Genomic DNA, 14770 nt, shown 5'->3' with positions numbered 1-14770 from the left:
GAGGGGACGAAGAAGCTCGTGCCGCATACGATGACCCGCATGGGTGACGTACTGGCCGGATTTCATGCCGCCTGGGAGTTCGAGTCCGACTCCGTGCTCATCCGCTACGAACGGGGGATTCGCACACCGAAGCTCTTCCAGGCACTGGGGGAACGGCGGATCCCCCTGGAAGCGGTCTCCGGGGTGACGCTGACTCCCGGCAAGCGGGGCACGGTGGTGCTGCGCGCCGAGCCGAGGCCCGGTGCGGACCCGCTCATGGAGGCGGCGGCGGGACAGCTGAAGGAAGGGTGCGATCCGTACCGGCTGGTGCTGCCTGCCGACAAGGAGACGCTCGCCGAGTACTACGCGGACGAGCTGCGCGCGCTGCTGAAGGAGGACGACGAACCGGCGGAACGTTTCCTGGTGCCGGCGCCCGAGGTGCCGTTGCAGTTCAAGGCGTACGACGGGAAGGCGTCCTTCGACGGGCGTTCCGTGCAGTTCCGGTGGTTCTGGACGGGAGCGTCCTCGGCGAAGTGGAAGGCCGGCGACCAGAGTTTCCCGGTGTCCGAGCTGACGGGCGTCGAGTGGCGGTCACCGGAGGTCTTCGAGGGGCATCTGCGGCTCCTCCGCGGGGAGCCGGGGCCGGTGCAGGCCGACCAGGATCCGGCGGCGGTGGTGTTCGGGCTGGGGTACGGACCCGTGCATGAGTCGTTGCCGTTCGCGGCGGCGGTCCTGGCGGCGGTACGGCAACGGGGGCCGGCGGCAGCGGTCCCGGCGGCGAGCGTGCCGCGCCGGGACCCTGCGGATATCGCCGAACGGATTCGTCATCTGGGGGAACTTCATCAGGCCGGGCTGGTCACCGATGAGGAGTTTTCCGTGAAGAAGGCGGAGTTGCTGGCGGAGTTGTAGGTGCGTTTTCGGCTTTCCGCCGGTGGGGGCTGGTCGCGCAGTTCCCCGCGCCCCTAGGTGAGTTCACTCGCGCCCTGCTGATGAGAACCGCATGTCCGCGTAACGGTCGCCCGCCACCTGACCGGCTATCGGCTCCAGCAGCTCCAGCTCCTCCTTCGTGAGCTCGATGCGCGTCGCCGTCGCGTTCTCCTCCACCCTGCTCGGCTTGCGGGTGCCCGGGATCGGGACGACCGGGAGGTCGTGGACCGTGGTCTGCTGCTGGACCCAGGCCAGGGCGATCTGGCCCAGGGAGACCCCATGCGCCTCGGCGACCGTGCGGATCGGTTCCAGCAGGGCCGCGTTCGCCGTCGCGTTGTCGCCCGTGAAGCGGGGCTGCTGGCGGCGGAAGTCGTCGGCGGTGAGGTCCTTGTCGGCGTTGGTGAAGGAGCCGGTGAGGAAGCCGCGGCCGAGCGGGGAGTACGGGACGAGCGCCACGCCCAGTTCGCGGGCCGCCGGGACCACCTGGGCCTCGATGTCCCGGCTGAACAGGGACCACTCCGACTGCACGGCGGCGATGGGGTGCACGGCCTGCGCCGCGCGCAGCTCCGCCGCGGTGACCTCGCTCAGGCCCAGGTGCTTGACCTTGCCCTCGCGCACCAGCTCGGCCATGGTGCCGACGGACTCCTCGATCGGCACGTTCACATCGCGCCGGTGCATGTAGTAGAGGTCGATCGCGTCGACGTCCAGGCGCTTCAGGCTCGCCTCGACCGCCTGGCGGATGTACGGCGGGTCGTTGCGGATGATCCGCCGGGTCGGGTCGTCCGGGGGTATCGACAGGGCGAACTTGGTGGCGATCACGACCTGGTCGCGGTGGGCCTTGAAGAACGGGGACAGGAACTTCTCGTTCTCCCCCTGGCCGTAGGCGTCCGCCGTGTCGTAGAGCGTGATGCCGAGCTCCAGGGCCCGCTCCAGGGTGGCCCGCGACGCCTCCGCGTCCACGGGGCCGTACGCGAAGCTCATGCCCATGCAGCCGAGTCCCTGGACGCCGACCTCGGGACCGGTGTCGCCGAGCCGGGCGGTGGGGATCGTGCTGTCCGTCATCCTGCCTTCTCCGTTTCGTAGGTGCGACCGGCTCCCGCGTAGAAGCTGATCTTCCGGTCGAGCACGGCGAGCGTGTCCTGGAGCTCCGCGATCCGGGACAGGACGTCCCGGCGGGTCGACTCCAGGAGCTCGAACCGGTCGGTGAACGTGTGGTCGCCCTCCCGCACCAGTTCCGCGTACCGGACCATGTCGGCGACCGGCATGCCGGTGAGCCGGAGCTTGCCGACGAAGTCGAGCCAGTCGAGGTCGCGGTTGCTGTAGCGGCGCTGGCCGGTGTGCGAGCGGTCGATGTGCGGCATCAGGCCGATGCGCTCGTACCAGCGCAGGGTGTGCGCGGTCAGGCCGGTGAAGGCGACGACCTCGCTGATCGTGTAGCTGTCCTGGCCCGCCGGACGCCGGTGGGGGTGCGGCGGGGCGGCGCAGCTGTCGGTCCTGGTACCCGTGGTCTCCATCACCGTCATGACCCCCACGCTATGACCTTGGAGTGCACTCCAAGCAAGCGTGACCGGTAAGAAATCGGCAGGACGCGAAACAGGTGCGGTCGCTAGCGTGCGGCCCATGAGTCTCGTACGCCGTGCCACGACCGAGGACGCCGGGGAAGTGCTGCGTCTGCGCCAGGTGATGATCGACGCGCTGCCCGGCGGGGACGCCTCCACAGCCTGGCACACGGAGGCGCTGCCGTCGCTGCGGAGGAAGCTCGGTGAGGCCGACGGGGACTTCGCGGCGTTCGTCGTCGACGATCCGGACCGGCCGGGGGCGCTGGCCGCCCTGGTCGTCGGGACGGTGGACTACCGGATCGGCAAGGCGGGCAACCCGCACGGGCTCGCCGGGTACGTCTTCAGCGTCGCCACCGACCCGGGCGCGCGTCGGCGCGGGTACGCACGCGCGTGCATGGACGAACTGCTGGCGTGGTTCCGCGGGCGGGGCGCCGGACAGGTCATGCTGACCGCGTCCCCGGAGGCCGAGCCGCTCTACGCCTCCCTCGGCTTCGTCCACAAGCCGGACCCCACGATGATGCTGAGGCTCTGAGCGGCTTACTCTCGACGGCATGTCCCTGCAGAGCCTCGCGTTGATCGAAAACTGGCCGGTTCCCACCGCTGCGGCGGGGGTGGTGCGCGCCGACGGCACGGTCCTCGGCACCCACGGTCCTGCCGGCCACCGCTTCCCGCTGGCCTCGGTCACCAAGCCGCTCGCCGCGTACGCCGTGCTGGTCGCGTACGAGGAGGGGGCGATCGAGCTCGACGAGCCGGCCGGGCCGAGCGGATCGACGGTGCGGCACCTGCTCGCGCACACCTCGGGGCTGGCCTTCGACGAGCACCGGGTGACGGCTGCCCCCGGTGAGCGGCGGCTGTACTCGAACGCGGGCTTCGAGCAGCTCGGTGACCATGTCACCAAGGCGACGGACATCCCGTTCGGGGAGTATCTGCGCCAGGCGGTCCTTGAGCCGCTGGGCATGGCGTCGACGTCCCTGGAGGGCTCCCCCGCGAAGGACGGCGTGTCGACGGTCGGGGACCTGCTGCGGTTCGCGGCGGAGGTGCAGGCACCGAGGCTGCTGGACCCGCGTACGGTCGCGGACGCGATGACGGTCCAGTACCCGGGCACCAAGGGCGTGCTGCCCGGCTACGGCCTCCAGAACCCCAACGACTGGGGCCTCGGCTTCGAGATCCGCGACGGCAAGTCCCCGCACTGGACGGGGAGTTCCTCGTCGCCTCGCACCCTCGGGCACTTCGGCCAGTCCGGCACGTTCCTGTGGGTCGACCCGGACGCGGGGGCGGCCTGCGTGGCGCTGACGGACCGCGCCTTCGGGCCGTGGGCGATCGAGGCGTGGCCGGCGTTCACCGACGCCGTCCTGGCCGAGCTCTAGGACATCTCCCACACCAGCAGTTCGGCCGGGGTCGCCGCCACCGCCTCCAGCTCCTTGGCGTCGGTGACCCGGGCCGCGTCTCCGGGCCCCAACTCCTCGCCGTCCAGCTCCACTTCGCCGCGCACGACATGGACGTACAGGTACCGCCCGTCCGGCACCGCGGTCCGCTCCCCCGCGGCCAGCCGCCGCACATGGAGCAGCGCGCCCGCCTCCGGGATCGCGTACGGCGTCGAGTCGGCGATCCCGCGCACGATCTCGTACGACGGCTCGCCGCCCGGCTCCAGGGGCGCCAGCCAGGTCTGCACGAAGGTCAGCGGGGCCTCGGCGTCGTTGCGCTCCACGTGCCGGACGCCCGCGGCGGCGCTGAGCCGCTGGACGTCACCGGCCCGTACGACCGTCTCGTGCCCCGTCGAGTCCCGGTGCGTCAACTCCCCCTCGACCACCCACGTGACGATCTCGGTGTGGCTGTGCGGATGCTCGTCGAACCCGGCCCCGGGCGCCAGCCGCTCCTCGTTGCAGGCGATCAGCGCGCCGAACCGGAGGTTGCCGGGGTCGTAGTGCGGCCCGAACGAGAAGGCGTGCCACGACTCGATCCCGGCTCCGGGGTCCCCGCCTGGGTAGCGCTGCGCCGCGCGCCGTACGTCCGTCACGGGACCACGGTAGCCGCGCGGCCACGTGTCGGGCGGCGACCGGACCGTCAAGCACAACCCCGGCGGCGCGCACTGACGTCCGGATAAGGCAGTCTTGTCCACGTGCCCGAACCCGAACACCGCAAGTCCGACCCCGACGCGCCCCGCGTCCACGCCCATGCCGCGACACTGAAGCGGCTGGTGAAGTCGTCCGGGTCGCTCGCGCAGCAGGCCATCGCGCGCATGGACGAGACGCTGCCGTGGTACCGGGCGATGCCCCCGGAGAACCGTTCCTGGATCGGGCTGGTCGCCCAGGCCGGTATCGCGGCCTTCACCGAGTGGTTCCGGCATCCGGACGCCCCGCAGGCCATCTCGACGGACGTGTTCGGGACGGCGCCCCGTGAGCTGACCCGGGCCATCACGCTGCGGCAGACCGTGGAGATGGTGCGGACGACCATCGAGGTCATGGAGTCGGCCATCGACGAGGTCGCCGCCCCCGGTGACGAGTCCGTGCTGCGTGAGGCCCTGCTCGTGTACGCCCGCGAGATCGCCTTCGCCACCGCGCAGGTCTACGCCCAGGCCGCCGAGGCACGCGGTGCCTGGGACGCCCGGCTGGAGTCCCTGGTCGTGAACGCCGTGCTCAGCGGGGAGGCCGACGAAGGGGCCGTGAGCAGGGCGGCGGCGCTCGGGTGGAACGCTCCCGAGCATGTGTGCGTCATCCTCGGAGCGGCTCCCGACGGTGACTCCGAGCTGACCGTCGAGGCCATCCGCCGGGCCGCCCGGCACGCCAAGCTCCAAGTGCTGACCGGGGTGCTCGGGACCCGGCTCGTCGTCATCGCGGGCGGCAGCGACGACCCGCTCGCCGTGGCGAAGTCGCTGATCGGGCCCTATGCGGCCGGGCCGGTGGTCGCCGGGCCCGTCGTACCCGATCTGCAGGCCGCGACCCGGTCCGCTCAGGCGGCCGCCGCCGGGCTCAAGGCGTGTTCCGCCTGGCAGGACGCCCCGCGCCCGGTGCTGGCGGACGACCTGCTTCCGGAACGTGCGATGGCCGGTGATCCCAGCGCGCGCGATCAGTTGGTGGAGGAGATCTACAGACCGCTGGAGGAGGCCGGTTCCGCGCTCCTGGAGACGCTCTCCGTCTACCTCGAACAGGCGTCCAGTCTGGAGGGTGCGGCCCGGATGCTCTTCGTGCATCCCAACACCGTGCGCTACCGGCTTCGACGTGTGACTGACGTCACCGGCTGGTCGCCCTCCGATGTACGTTCGGCGTTCACCCTGCGGATCGCGCTCATCCTGGGGCGTCTGGCCGACGGGGATCCCCAGCCCTAGGCTTTTGTCGGGGCCCCACAAAACCCCTCCATGTTCTTCGTCCCTGTCCCCACGGGCGGCTTGGGCCGCCCTCAAGAGAGAGTGTGAGAGTGCTCGTACTCGTCGCTCCCGGCCAGGGCGCCCAGACGCCCGGCTTCCTGACCCCCTGGCTCGAACTCCCCGGTGCCGCCGACCGCGTCGCCGCGTGGTCCGACGCCATCGGACTGGACCTCGCCCACTACGGCACACAGGCCGACGCGGACGCCATCCGCGACACCTCGGTGGCCCAGCCGCTGCTGGTCGCGGCCGGGATCCTGTCCGCCGCGGCACTCGGTGACATGGCCACGATCGCACCGGGCGCCGTCGCGGGCCACTCCGTCGGCGAGATCACCGCCGCCGCCTTCGCGGGCGTCCTTGACGACACCGCCGCCCTCACCCTCGTACGCAAGCGGGGTCTGGCCATGGCCGACGCCGCCGCGATCACCGAGACGGGCATGTCCGCGCTGCTCGGCGGCGACCCGGAGGTCTCCGTCGCGCACCTGGAGAAGCTGGGCCTGACCCCGGCGAACGTCAACGGCGCCGGACAGATCGTCGCCGCGGGCACGCTGGAGCAGCTCGCCGTCCTGAACGACGACAAGCCCGAGGGCGTCCGCAAGGTCGTCCCGCTCAAGGTCGCCGGCGCCTTCCACACGCACCACATGGCCCCCGCGGTCGACGCGCTGGCCAAGGCCGCCGCCGATCTGACGCCGGCCGACCCGAGCGTCACCTACGTCTCGAACAAGGACGGCCAGACCGTCGCCGGCGGCGCCGAGGTGCTGGAGCGACTGGTCGGCCAGGTCGCCAACCCGGTCCGCTGGGACCTGTGCATGGAGACCTTCAAGGAGCTCGGCGCCACCGCGCTCATCGAGGTCTCCCCCGGCGGCACGCTGGTCGGCCTCGCCAAGCGCGCGCTGCCCGGTGTGCAGACCCTCGCGCTGAAGACCCCCGACGACCTCGACGCCGCTCGCGAGCTCATCGCTGAGCACAGCGCCTGAAAAGGAGCACAAGAGCAATGTCGAAGATCAGGCCCAGCAAGGGCGCCCCGTACGCGCGCATCCTCGGGGTCGGCGGCTACCGCCCGACCCGGGTCGTGCCGAACGAGGTGATCCTCGAGACGATCGACTCGTCCGACGAGTGGATCCGCTCGCGCTCCGGCATCCAGACCCGGCACTGGGCGAACGCCGAGGAGACCGTCGCCGCGATGTCGATCGAGGCGTCCGGCAAGGCGATCGCCGACGCCGGGATCTCCGCCGAGCAGATCGGCGGCGTGATCGTCTCGACCGTCTCGCACTTCAAGCAGACCCCGGCCGTGGCGACGGAGATCGCCGACAAGCTGGGCACGAACAAGGCCGCCGCCTTCGACATCTCGGCGGGCTGCGCGGGCTTCGGCTACGGCCTCACCCTCGCCAAGGGCATGATCGTCGAGGGCTCGGCGGAGTACGTCCTTGTCATCGGCGTGGAGCGGCTGTCGGACCTGACCGACCTGGAGGACCGGGCCACGGCCTTCCTGTTCGGGGACGGCGCCGGCGCGGTCGTCGTGGGCCCCTCCCAGGAGCCGGCGATCGGCCCCACGGTCTGGGGCTCCGAGGGCGACAAGTCCGAGACCATCAAGCAGACCGTCGCGTGGACCGAGTACGACTCCACGGGCAAGTTCCCTGCGATCACGCAGGAGGGCCAGGCGGTGTTCCGCTGGGCCGTGTTCGAGATGGCGAAGGTCGCCCAGCAGGCGCTGGACGCGGCCGGGATCAGCCCGGACGAGCTGGACGTCTTCATTCCCCACCAGGCCAACGAGCGCATCATCGACTCGATGGTGAAGACGCTGAAGCTGCCGGAGCACGTCACGGTCGCGCGTGACGTGCGCACCACCGGCAACACCTCGGCCGCCTCGATCCCGCTCGCCATGGAGCGGCTTCTGGCGACCGGCGAGGCGAAGAGCGGCGACACCGCGCTCGTCATCGGATTCGGGGCGGGTCTCGTCTACGCCGCCACTGTCGTTACCCTCCCCTAGGCACTCCGTGCCGGATCAACCGGTCCGGGACGGGAAGCACTGCCAACCCTCTGGATAAGAAAACGAAGGAGCGCCAACATGGCCGCCACTCAGGAAGAGATCGTCGCCGGTCTCGCCGACATCGTGAACGAGATCGCCGGCATCCCGGTTGAGGACGTCCAGCTGGACAAGTCCTTCACCGACGACCTGGACGTCGACTCGCTGTCCATGGTCGAGGTCGTCGTCGCCGCCGAAGAGCGCTTCGACGTCAAGATCCCGGACGACGACGTCAAGAACCTCAAGACCGTCGGCGACGCGACCGACTACATCCTCAAGAACCAGGCCTGAGTCCACCGGGCTCCGCCAGGAGCCCCCAGGCCGGATGTTCCCGGCCCCGCCACCCGGCGGTGGCGCCGCTTAATCCTCGTAACGTTGGAGAAAGATTTCCCGTGAGCCCGACCAATCGCACCGTGGTCGTCACCGGTATCGGCGCAACCACACCGCTGGGTGGCGACGCAGCCTCTACCTGGGAGGGCCTCGTCGCCGGCAAGTCCGGCGTCAAGCCCCTCGAGCAGGAGTGGGCCGCCGAGCAGGCGGTCCGCATCGCAGCGCAGATCGCGGTCGAGCCGACCGAGGTCATCCCCCGGCCGCAGGCCCGCCGCCTCGACCGCTCGGCGCAGTTCGCGCTGATCGCGGCCAAGGAGGCGTGGGCCGACGCCGGTTTCGAGGGGAAGGCCGGTGAGGACGGCTCGGTCGGCGAGGTCGACCCCGACCGTCTCGGCGCCGTCATCGCCTCCGGCATCGGCGGTGTCACGACCCTGCTCGACCAGTACGACGTGCTCAAGGAGAAGGGCGTCCGCCGCGTCTCCCCGCACACCGTGCCGATGCTGATGCCGAACGGCCCGTCCGCCAACGTGGGTCTGCTCGTCGGCGCCCGCGCGGGTGTGCACACCCCGGTCTCCGCCTGCGCCTCGGGCGCCGAGGCCATCGGCTACGCCATCGAGATGATCCGCACCGGCCGCGCCGACGTCGTCGTCGCCGGTGGTACGGAGGCGGCGATCCACCCGCTGCCCATCGCCGCGTTCGGCAACATGATGGCGATGTCCAAGAACAACGAGAACCCCGAGGGCGCCTCGCGTCCCTACGACGTCGCCCGGGACGGTTTCGTCCTCGGCGAGGGTGCCGGTGTCGTCGTCCTGGAGTCCGCCGAGCACGCCGCCGCGCGCGGTGCGCGGGTGTACGCCGAGGCGGTCGGGCAGGGCATCTCGGCCGACGCCCACGACATCGTCCAGCCGGAGCCGGAGGGCCGCGGTATCTCGCACGCCCTGCAGCACCTGCTGGAGAGCACCGACCTGGACCCGGCGGAGATCGTGCACGTCAACGCGCACGCCACGTCGACCCCGGCCGGTGACATCGCCGAGCTCAAGGCGCTGCGGAAGGTCTTCGGGGACGACACCGACCACATGGCCGTGTCCGCCACCAAGTCGATGACCGGTCACCTGCTCGGTGGCGCGGGCGGCGTGGAGACGGTCGCGACGGTGCTCGCCCTGTACCACCGGGTGGCACCGCCGACCATCAACGTCGAGAACCTCGACCCGGAGGCGGAGGCCAACGCCGACGTCGTCCGCGGCGAGGCGCGCAAGCTGCCCGTGGAGGGCCGTATCGCCGCGCTGAACGACTCGTTCGGGTTCGGCGGCCACAACGTCGTACTGGCGTTCCGCACGGTCTGAGGCACGGTCTGAGAACCGTCTGTACGCAACGGAAGGGCCCCCACCGGTCGGTGGGGGCCCTTCCCGCGTACGGAGACGTCAGACGACCTGGTGCAGCCAGCGGACCGGGGCGCCCTCGCCCGCGTACCTGAAGGGCTCCAGTTCGTCGTCCCAGGGCTTGCCGAGGAGCTTCGCGAGCTCCGCCTCCAGGTCCGTCTCGCCGCGCTGCGAGCGGGTCAGGGCCGCCCGCAGGCGGTCCTCCGGGATCAGGATGTCGCCGTGGATGCCGGTGACGGCGTGGAAGATGCCGAGCTCGGGGGTGCAGCTGTAGCGCTCGCCCTCCGCGGTGGGGCAGGGCTCGGCGGTGACCTCGAAGCGCAGCAGGTGCCAGCCTCTGAGGGCGGAGGCGAGCTTGGACGCGGTGCCGACCTCGCCCTTCCAGGAGAACTCCGAGCGCCAGGTGCCCGGCGCGGCCGGCTGCCGGATCCAGTCGAGGCTGACGCGCGTGCCGAGCACCCCGGCGACGGCCCACTCGACGTGCGGGCACAGCGCGCGCGGCGCGGAGTGCACGTACAGAACTCCACGTGTCGTCACCGGGACCTCCGGGCAGAGCGGGACAGTCTTGCTGGCTGGCATGGCGGCGATGGCGGGCAGCCACGTTGATGGCGAGGCTACCGTGCGGCGGGGCAAGGAGTGTGACGTACCGTCGGTCCCGATGCCCCGAAACGCCCGCCATTCACCCGGCAGGACGCTAGTACGGGTGCCGATCGTTCCCTCGGGGGCACCGGGAACTCCCGTGCGTTGTTATGAGCGGACCACCATTTCACGAGGGGAACACCACGGATGCGGAAGCAGGGCCACCGCTCGCGGGCCGTCGTCGCCGTCCTGACGGCGGCTCTTGTGGGCGTCGCCGGCTGTGACGCCGTGGGGGGCGACTCGGCGGGCCCCACCCAGAAGCCGAAGCCGTCGCCGAAGCCCACCCCGGCGTGGGACAGCAGCCCGGCCTCGATAGCGGCGGTGGGCGACTCGATCACGCGCGGCTTCGACGCCTGCGGGATCCTCAAGGACTGCCCCGACGTGTCGTGGGCGACCGGCGCCAGCACCCAGGTCGACTCGCTCGCCGTACGGCTGCTGGGGCGGGCGAAGGCGACGCAGCGCAGCTGGAACTACGCGGTGTCCGGGGCGCGGATGGCCGATCTGCCCGGGCAGATGTCGCAGGCGGCCTCGCGCACACCGGCGCTGGTGACGGTGATGGTGGGCGCGAACGACGCCTGCCGGGACTCCACGGCCGCGATGACCTCGGTGTCCGACTTCCGCGCCGGCTTCGAGGACGCGCTGGGCGTGCTGCGCCGGAAGGCGCCCAAGGCGCAGGTGTACGTGGCGAGCGTGCCGAACCTCAAGCGGCTGTGGTCCGAGGGCCGGGCCAATCCGCTGGGCAAGCAGGTGTGGAAGCTGGGCGTGTGCCCGTCGATGCTCGCCGACGCGGACGCCCTGGACGCGGCGGCGACCGAGCGGCGGGACACCGTGCAGCAGCGGGTGGAGGCCTACAACACCGTACTGAAGGACGTGTGCGCCAAGGACGAGCGGTGCCGGTACGACGGGGGCGCGGTGTACGACTACCGGTTCGGCACCGAGCAGCTCAGCCACTGGGACTGGTTCCACCCGAGTGTGAACGGACAGGCGCGTCTGGCGGAGATCGCGTACCGCAAGGTCAGGTCCGTGACCTAAAGTTCCGCACATGAACGAACTCTTCGCCACACTTCCCGACGGCACACCGGTGCACCGCTGGACCCTGGAGCGCGCGGGCGTCCGCGTGCGGATCCTGTCGTACGGCGGGATCGTGCAGTCGGTCGAGGTCCCGGACCGGGACGGGCGGACGGCGGACGTGGTGCTGGGGTTCGCCGGTCTGGAGGGGTATCTGGAGCACTCCGGTCCGTATCTCGGCGCCTTCATCGGGCGGTACGCGAACCGGATCGCGGGCGCCCGCTTCGAGCTGGACGGACGGACGTACGCGCTGGCGCCCAACAACGCGCCGAACTCCCTGCACGGCGGTGACCTCGGCTTCGACAAGCGGGTGTGGGACATGGAGCCCGCGGGTGAGCACGGCGTACGGCTGAGCCGGGTCAGCCCGCACGGCGAGGAGGGCTTTCCGGGGCGCCTGGAGGTCTCGGGGACGTACAGCCTGGACGAGACGGGGGCGCTGCGGATCTCGTACGAGGCGGTCACCGACGCGCCGACCATCGTCAACCTGACCAACCACAGCTACTTCAACCTGGCCGGGACCGGGAACGCGGGCGGGCACGAACTGCGGATCGACGCCTCGCGGTTCACCCCGGTCGACGCGGATCTGATCCCGACGGGGGTCGAGGAGGTCGCGGACACCCGGTTCGACTTCCGGCAGGGGCGCAAGGCCGGCGCGGGCTACGACCACAACTTCGTGCTCGACAAGGGGATCACCGAACGGGCCGAGGAGGTCGCCGAGTTGTACGACCCCGCGTCCGGGCGGGTGATGACGGTGGCGACCACCGAGCCGGGGCTCCAGCTGTACACCGCGGACCATCTGCCCGAGCCCTTCGCGCCCGGCGACGGCATCGCGCTGGAGACCCAGCACTTCCCCGACTCCCCCAACCGCCCGGAGTTCCCGAGCACGGTGCTGCGGCCGGGCGAGGTGTACCGCTCGGAGACGGTGTACGGCTTCGGCACGCGGTAGGAACGCACGAGCCCCGGCCCAGGGGTCAGGTCCCGGGCCGGGGCTGCTTGTGCGAGGGCTGGGCCCCCTGGGATCAGACGTTAATCGGCACGGTGACCCGGCGGTCCCCGATCGAGCGACCCACCTGGATTTCGTACGAACCCTTCACATACGACCACGATGAGGTCTTCTCGTCCCAGATCTCGAAGGCCCGGCGCGGGATCTCCACCGTGACCTCGACGCTCTCGCCGGGGGCTGCCTCGGCTCCCGCGAATCCGGCGAGCCGGCGGGCCGGGCGCGCCGCGTCGGTCTCGGCGGGCGCCAGGTAGACCTGGACGACCTCGCGGCCCGCGCGGGCACCGGAGTTGCGCAGCCGGACCCGCACGGTGGTGCCCTGGACCTGGGCGGACTCGTAGGTCCAGTCGGTGTAGCCGAGGCCGTGGCCGAAGGGGTAGGCCGGGGTGCGGCCCTCCTTCTCCCAGGCCGTGTATCCGATGAAGACGCCCTCGTCGTAAGGGAGTTCGCCGCCCTCCGGAGTGACCCGGGTGACTGGGGCGTCGGCCAGGGAGCCCCAGGTGGTGGGGAGGCGGCCGCCGGGCTCGTGGGCGCCGGTCAGGACGTCGGCGAGGGCCGCGCCGCCCTCCTGGCCGGGGAACCAGCCGAGCAGGACGGCGGCGACGTCCTCGCGCCAGGGCAGCTCCACCGGCGAGCCGGCGTTGACGATCACGACGGTGTTCGGGTTGGCGGCGGCGACGGCGCGGACCAGCTCGTCCTGGCGGCCCGGCAGCGCGAGGTCCCTGCGGTCGAAGCCCTCGGACTCGACGCGCTCCGTGGTGGCGACCACGACGACGGCGGTGTCGGCGTTCCGTGCCGCCTCGACGGCCTCGGCGATCAGTGCGTCGGGGTCGCGCTGCGGGTCCTGGTGGGCGAGGGTGAAGGCGACGACCTTCATCGGGATGTTCTCGGGGAGGAGGACGACGTGGGTGAGGGAGACGTCGACCGGCTCGCCCGCGGTCAGCTGGACCTCGGCGCGGGGCTCGGGGGCGCCGAAGAAGGTGATGAAGGGGTCGTCCTCGTCGGTGCGCTGGACGTCGTCGTAGTACGTCGTGCCGTCGACGACCAGCTTGAACGCGCCGAGTCCCTTGATGCCGAAGGTGTGCCGGCCGCTCTCGCGCGGGGTGAAGGTGCCGGTCAGCTCGACGGAGTGCAGGCTGTCGTGGGTGACACCCTCGGGCAGGTCCGAACCCATCCACTGGATCAGGCCGTTGGGCACGGAGGCCGTGCCGATGACGTGGCCGTCGGCGTCCCGGCAGATCGCCGTGAGGCTGAACCCCTTGTCTGCGACGGCGAGTTCGGTGTTGGGGTCGGCGCCGACGGCATAGCTGAGGGTGCCCTCGGGGAGGGCGGCGGTGAGGCCGTCGAGCGGGGAGACGATCCGGTCCGGGAAGACGGTGGCGGAGCCGCCGCCGAGGATCCGGGCGTCGCGGGCGGCGGCGCCGATGAGGGCGACGGTGCCCTGCCGCAGGGGCAACGCCCCCTGGTTGCGGACCAGTACGAAGGAGCGGCGGGCGATCTCGCGGGCCAGCGCCTCGCCGTCGGCCGGCGGGGGCAGCTCGGTGACCACCGGCTCGGCACCCTCCAGGATGCCGACCCGGGCGGCGAGCCGCAGCACATTGCGTACGGCCGCGTCGACCGCGCCCTCCTCGACCTCGCCGTCCCTGACCGCCCGGGCGAGGGCCTCGCCGTAGACGGTCGTCGGGCCGGGCATGGCGACGTCGAGGCCGCCCTCGATGGCGCCCTTGGTGGAGCGGGCGGCCATCCAGTCGGAGACGTTGTAGCCGTCGAAGCCCCATTCGCCGCGCAGGACTTCGTCGACGAGGTGGTGGTGCTCGGTCATGGTCGTGCCGTTGACCGTGTTGTACGCGGTCATGATGCCCCACGGGTGGGCGTTCTCGACGATGTGCTCGAAGGGCGCCAAGTACAGCTCGCGCAGGGCGCGTTCGGAGACCAGGTTGTTCACCGTGAAGCGGTCGGTCTCGGCGTCGTTGGCGACGAAGTGCTTGACGGTGGTGCCGACTCCGCCCTCCTGGACACCGGTGACGTACCCGGCGCCGATCCGTCCCGTCAGGTACGGGTCCTCGCTGTAGGCCTCGAAGTGGCGGCCGCCGAGCGGGGAGCGGTGGAGGTTGACGGTGGGGGCGAGCAGGACGTGGACGCCCTTGCGGCGGGCCTCCTGGGCGAGCAGCACACCGGCGCGGCGGGCCAGTTCCGGGTCCCAGGTGGCGGCGAGGGCGGTCGGGGAGGGCAGGGCGATCGAGGGGTCGTCGGCGCTCCAGCGCACACCCCGGACGCCGATCGGGCCGTCGGACATGACGAGGGAGGGCAGTCCGATCTCGGGCAGCGCGGGCAGGGACCACATGTCCTGGCCGGCGAGGAGCCTCGCCTTGGCGTCGAGGTCGAGCCGGGCCAGCGCCGCCTCGACGGCCGCCTCGCGGGCCTGGTCGGCGGGGGTGGTGCCCCGGGGTCCCTCAGCTGCCTCGGGTGCGGCCATGGCGGTGCCTCCTCGTCGAAGTCCGT

At 71.5% G+C, this 14770-nt stretch carries 15 protein-coding genes; 10 read left to right on the top strand and 5 right to left on the bottom strand.

Annotated elements, in window-relative coordinates; all coding sequences use genetic code 11:
• The first annotated feature begins 30 nt into the window (after positions 1-30).
• Positions 31-888, top strand: coding sequence for a DUF4429 domain-containing protein (locus ACFYZ8_RS04120; protein ID WP_388538705.1), 858 nt, complete (start codon positions 31-33; stop codon positions 886-888).
• Positions 889-951: 63 nt separating this feature from the next.
• Here the strand turns inward: ACFYZ8_RS04120 and ACFYZ8_RS04115 are convergent, their stop codons facing one another.
• Positions 952-1968 carry an aldo/keto reductase gene (locus tag ACFYZ8_RS04115; RefSeq protein ID WP_388538446.1) on the bottom strand — a complete coding sequence of 339 codons (1017 nt, stop codon included), beginning with the start codon at positions 1966-1968 and terminating at the stop codon, positions 952-954.
• Positions 1965-2429 (bottom strand): MerR family transcriptional regulator, encoded by a 465-nt coding sequence (locus ACFYZ8_RS04110; protein WP_355737495.1) that lies wholly within the window; start codon positions 2427-2429, stop codon positions 1965-1967. Before ACFYZ8_RS04110 ends, ACFYZ8_RS04115 begins: the two co-directional genes overlap by 4 nt.
• A gap of 97 nt (positions 2430-2526) precedes the next feature.
• On the opposite strand from ACFYZ8_RS04110, the gene ACFYZ8_RS04105 reads away from it, so the two are divergent.
• Positions 2527-2997, top strand: a complete 471-nt coding sequence (locus ACFYZ8_RS04105) for a GNAT family N-acetyltransferase (RefSeq protein WP_388538448.1) — start codon at positions 2527-2529, stop codon at positions 2995-2997.
• Between the two features lie 19 nt (positions 2998-3016).
• A complete protein-coding gene (locus tag ACFYZ8_RS04100; protein WP_359032639.1) occupies positions 3017-3832 on the top strand; it encodes a serine hydrolase domain-containing protein in 816 nt (271 codons plus the stop codon).
• Here the strand turns inward: ACFYZ8_RS04100 and ACFYZ8_RS04095 are convergent.
• Positions 3829-4482, bottom strand: a complete 654-nt coding sequence (locus ACFYZ8_RS04095; RefSeq protein WP_388538449.1) for a pirin family protein — start codon at positions 4480-4482, stop codon at positions 3829-3831. The two genes, ACFYZ8_RS04100 and ACFYZ8_RS04095, sit on opposite strands and share 4 nt — an antisense overlap.
• Positions 4483-4584: 102 nt before the next feature.
• Here ACFYZ8_RS04095 and ACFYZ8_RS04090 point away from each other — a divergent pair, with 102 nt between their 5' ends.
• From ACFYZ8_RS04090 to ACFYZ8_RS04070, 5 genes are all read left to right on the top strand, one after another.
• The gene (locus ACFYZ8_RS04090; RefSeq protein ID WP_359032643.1) at positions 4585-5790 is read left to right on the top strand and encodes a helix-turn-helix domain-containing protein; all 1206 of its coding nucleotides are present in this window, start codon (positions 4585-4587) and stop codon (positions 5788-5790) included.
• 89 nt (positions 5791-5879) lie between these two features.
• Positions 5880-6803: an ACP S-malonyltransferase gene (locus tag ACFYZ8_RS04085; protein WP_359032645.1), complete on the top strand. Its 924-nt coding sequence runs from the start codon at positions 5880-5882 to the stop codon at positions 6801-6803.
• 17 nt (positions 6804-6820) lie between these two features.
• Positions 6821-7816: a ketoacyl-ACP synthase III gene (locus ACFYZ8_RS04080; RefSeq protein ID WP_359032647.1), complete on the top strand. Its 996-nt coding sequence runs from the start codon at positions 6821-6823 to the stop codon at positions 7814-7816.
• A 78-nt stretch (positions 7817-7894) separates the two neighbouring features.
• Positions 7895-8143 (top strand): acyl carrier protein, encoded by a 249-nt coding sequence (locus tag ACFYZ8_RS04075; protein ID WP_037704453.1) that lies wholly within the window; start codon positions 7895-7897, stop codon positions 8141-8143.
• A 101-nt stretch (positions 8144-8244) separates the two neighbouring features.
• Positions 8245-9525, top strand: coding sequence for a beta-ketoacyl-[acyl-carrier-protein] synthase family protein (locus tag ACFYZ8_RS04070; RefSeq protein WP_359032650.1), 1281 nt, complete (start codon positions 8245-8247; stop codon positions 9523-9525).
• 78 nt (positions 9526-9603) lie between these two features.
• Here ACFYZ8_RS04070 and ACFYZ8_RS04065 read toward each other — a convergent pair whose 3' ends face one another.
• Positions 9604-10098, bottom strand: coding sequence for a DUF3145 domain-containing protein (locus tag ACFYZ8_RS04065; RefSeq protein ID WP_359032652.1), 495 nt, complete (start codon positions 10096-10098; stop codon positions 9604-9606).
• 249 nt (positions 10099-10347) lie between these two features.
• Between ACFYZ8_RS04065 and ACFYZ8_RS04060 the strand changes: the two genes are divergently transcribed.
• Together ACFYZ8_RS04060 and ACFYZ8_RS04055 are read left to right on the top strand one after the other, a co-directional pair.
• Positions 10348-11232 carry an SGNH/GDSL hydrolase family protein gene (locus ACFYZ8_RS04060; RefSeq protein WP_359032654.1) on the top strand — a complete coding sequence of 295 codons (885 nt, stop codon included), beginning with the start codon at positions 10348-10350 and terminating at the stop codon, positions 11230-11232.
• Between the two features lie 10 nt (positions 11233-11242).
• Positions 11243-12214 carry an aldose epimerase family protein gene (locus ACFYZ8_RS04055; RefSeq protein WP_388538453.1) on the top strand — a complete coding sequence of 324 codons (972 nt, stop codon included), beginning with the start codon at positions 11243-11245 and terminating at the stop codon, positions 12212-12214.
• Between the two features lie 73 nt (positions 12215-12287).
• Here ACFYZ8_RS04055 and ACFYZ8_RS04050 read toward each other — a convergent pair whose 3' ends face one another.
• Positions 12288-14744 carry a glycoside hydrolase family 3 protein gene (locus tag ACFYZ8_RS04050; protein ID WP_388538455.1) on the bottom strand — a complete coding sequence of 819 codons (2457 nt, stop codon included), beginning with the start codon at positions 14742-14744 and terminating at the stop codon, positions 12288-12290.
• Positions 14745-14770: the final 26 nt, after the last annotated feature.

It is taken from the genome of Streptomyces sp. NPDC001668, from assembly GCF_042893155.1.
Lineage (GTDB): Bacteria > Actinomycetota > Actinomycetes > Streptomycetales > Streptomycetaceae > Streptomyces.
The sequence above is the reverse complement of the archived record's forward strand: the minus strand, read 5'-3'. Positions and strand labels throughout refer to the sequence as shown.

What these genes read in the sequence shown, in the direction of transcription:
- ACFYZ8_RS04120 (WP_388538705.1), top strand. Translation starts at nt 31, where the DNA reads ATGACCCGCATGGGTGACGTACTGGCCGGATTTCATGCCGCCTGGGAG.
- ACFYZ8_RS04115 (WP_388538446.1), bottom strand. Translation starts at nt 1,968, where the DNA reads ATGACGGACAGCACGATCCCCACCGCCCGGCTCGGCGACACCGGTCCC.
- ACFYZ8_RS04110 (WP_355737495.1), bottom strand. Translation starts at nt 2,429, where the DNA reads ATGACGGTGATGGAGACCACGGGTACCAGGACCGACAGCTGCGCCGCC.
- ACFYZ8_RS04105 (WP_388538448.1), top strand. Translation starts at nt 2,527, where the DNA reads ATGAGTCTCGTACGCCGTGCCACGACCGAGGACGCCGGGGAAGTGCTG.
- ACFYZ8_RS04100 (WP_359032639.1), top strand. Translation starts at nt 3,017, where the DNA reads ATGTCCCTGCAGAGCCTCGCGTTGATCGAAAACTGGCCGGTTCCCACC.
- ACFYZ8_RS04080 (WP_359032647.1), top strand. Translation starts at nt 6,821, where the DNA reads ATGTCGAAGATCAGGCCCAGCAAGGGCGCCCCGTACGCGCGCATCCTC.
- ACFYZ8_RS04075 (WP_037704453.1), top strand. Translation starts at nt 7,895, where the DNA reads ATGGCCGCCACTCAGGAAGAGATCGTCGCCGGTCTCGCCGACATCGTG.
- ACFYZ8_RS04060 (WP_359032654.1), top strand. Translation starts at nt 10,348, where the DNA reads ATGCGGAAGCAGGGCCACCGCTCGCGGGCCGTCGTCGCCGTCCTGACG.
- ACFYZ8_RS04055 (WP_388538453.1), top strand. Translation starts at nt 11,243, where the DNA reads ATGAACGAACTCTTCGCCACACTTCCCGACGGCACACCGGTGCACCGC.
- ACFYZ8_RS04050 (WP_388538455.1), bottom strand. Translation starts at nt 14,744, where the DNA reads ATGGCCGCACCCGAGGCAGCTGAGGGACCCCGGGGCACCACCCCCGCC.